The 2,429-nt window shown below is 51.6% G+C and carries 1 protein-coding gene; it reads left to right on the forward strand.

The genetic code is table 11. The annotated features are described in order from the left end of the window. Positions 1 to 124: 124 nt before the first annotated feature. Positions 125 to 2,429: DUF1549 domain-containing protein (locus Q0294_RS22170; protein ID WP_299469809.1), on the forward strand; the 2,305-nt coding region annotated here is incomplete at its 3' end.

Raw genomic sequence — 2,429 nt, forward strand, 5'->3', positions numbered from 1 at the left:
CTATTTTCTTAGTATATTTAACAATCTATCATAAACGGGCTTGTCCTTATATAAAAGAGTGCTTATCGTAAATCAAAGGCACTCGCTCAAAAAACCTGTTTGAACAGAAATGTGGAGTCGTCCTATGCAGTGGCACTTTGCCGGTACACTCTTTGGATTAATTACGCTCTCCAGTCTTTCGCTTTTCGCGCAAACGGCGAAGACGCCCGTTGATTACAAAACACAGATCAAACCCCTCCTGCAGGCGCATTGTTTCGCCTGTCACGGTTCGCTGAAACAGGAATCTGCATTGCGGCTGGATGCGGGAAAATTGATCCTCAAAGGGGGAGAAATTGGCCCTGCGGTCATCGCCGGCAAGCCGACAGAAAGTCTCCTTTTTCAAGTCCTCACGGATGATGCGGATCTGGAGATGCCCCCTGCCAGTCAGGGGCGTAAACTGAAACCGGACGAAGTCAAATTGATCAGGGACTGGATTGAGCAAGGCGCGATATTTCCCGCCGATGATCAGCCCGAAGCAGCCCCCACAGACCATTGGGCCTTCCAGCCAATTCAACGCCCTGCGCTCCCCGTTACAAAATCGCAAGCGGCGAATCCGATTGACACATTGATCACACACCGGCAAGAACAGGCCGGGCTGATTCCGCAACCCAAAACAGACAAAGCCACCTTACTCAGAAGAGTTTATCTCGATCTCATCGGTCTGCCTCCAACGCCCGCTGAACTGCATGCCTTTTTGAGCGATCCAAAACCGGACGCCTATCAGCGTGTGGTGGAAGACTTGCTCAGCCGCCCGCACTTTGGCGAACGCTGGGGACGACACTGGATGGACGTTTGGAGATACAGCGACTGGTACGGGCGTCGCGGTGCCCAGGATATGACCAACAGTTATTCCCTGACCTGGCGCTGGCGGGACTGGATTATTCGTTCTTTGAACGAGGACAAAGGTTACGACCGCATGATTCTGGAAATGCTCGCCGCCGATGAAATTGCTCCCAATGACAGGGAAAACCTGGTAGCCACCGGTTTTATCGTGCGAAATTTCTACCGCTGGAACTACCACACCTGGCTCAAAGATAATGTCGAACACACGGGTAAAGCCTTTTTAGGCCTGACCATGAACTGCTGCGAGTGCCACGATCATAAATATGACCCGATCAGTCAGGAAGAATATTTTTCCTTCCGTTCATTTTTTGAACCGATTGATTTGAGACACGACCGCGTTCCCGGCGAGCCAGATCCCGGCATCTTTCCGGATTACGAGCTCAGCGTTCGCAATGGTCCGATTCGAACCGGTATGGTGCGGATCTATGACCGGCATCTTGACGCCAAAGCCAAGTTCTATACAGGCGGCCTCGAACAGAATATTGTAAAAGAAAAACCCCCGATCGAAGCAGCAGCGATCAAGTTTCTGGGGGGCAACCAGCTCCCATTCCAGACCATTGAGTTACCAGTCACCGCCTGGTACCCCGGGCTGAAACCCTTTGTGATGGAAGAAGAAACCCAAACACGCGAAGCTGCTTACCAGACAGCCTTGAAAGCGTGGGAACAGCAGAAATCACAATTAGAGCAGAAGCTGAATCAGCAGGAAGCATTACTGGCATCTGTTTTAGCGGACCGGAATCTCATCGCGAACTCTCCCGCGGCTCAATCGAACAATCAGCCATCGCTGCTGAATCATCAGTCGCTGCAACTCAAAGCGAACGAGGGGCGTCGCACATTGTCCCATGAAATGTCCGGCTGGAAATCCTTAGATACAGAAACACTGGTTCGTTTTCAACTCAGGATTCTGTCAGATAGTCTGGTCAATTTTCAACTCTCGAACGATTTATCCGGAGGCAGAACGAATCTGTATGTCGCCTTTGAGGCGGGTAAGATTATCACTTATGCCCCCGGAACAACTTCCACCACGACAATCGGAACTTACAAGACCGATTCTGGAACTCTGCAATTTCAGGTCATGATTCTGCTGAAACCGGACGAGGATATCGCCGAACTGACAATCACCGACAGCCGATCTTCCCAAGTGTTTGTTGACCATCGGCCGATCGCGCTGAATGGGTGGAACCCTGCGAATGCAGCAAATCGCGGCATTTTTCTGGACGCGCATTCCGGCAGCGTCGCTGAATTTGATGAGATCGTTTTTCTCGACAAAAGCGCGCAGGAACTCCAGCGATTCGACTTTGAATTTCCCGGTTATCGCCAGGGAGAAGACGTTCCCGGCATTGAAAACTGGCAAGTCACGCGTTTCAGCACCGGCGCAGCGACTTCGCAGGTCGTCTTGAACAAACCGTTATCAGAAGCAGAACAAAAGTGGCAGGACCAGGTGACGCTCGCAACACAAAACCGGGATCTGGCTAAATTCAAACGCGACGCTCTGCTACTGAAACTGCAGGCAGCCCGTGATGCGAAAGCGGAATACGCGGCACGGG

The sequence above is a fragment of the uncultured Gimesia sp. genome, from assembly GCF_937919775.1.
Lineage (GTDB): Bacteria > Planctomycetota > Planctomycetia > Planctomycetales > Planctomycetaceae > Gimesia.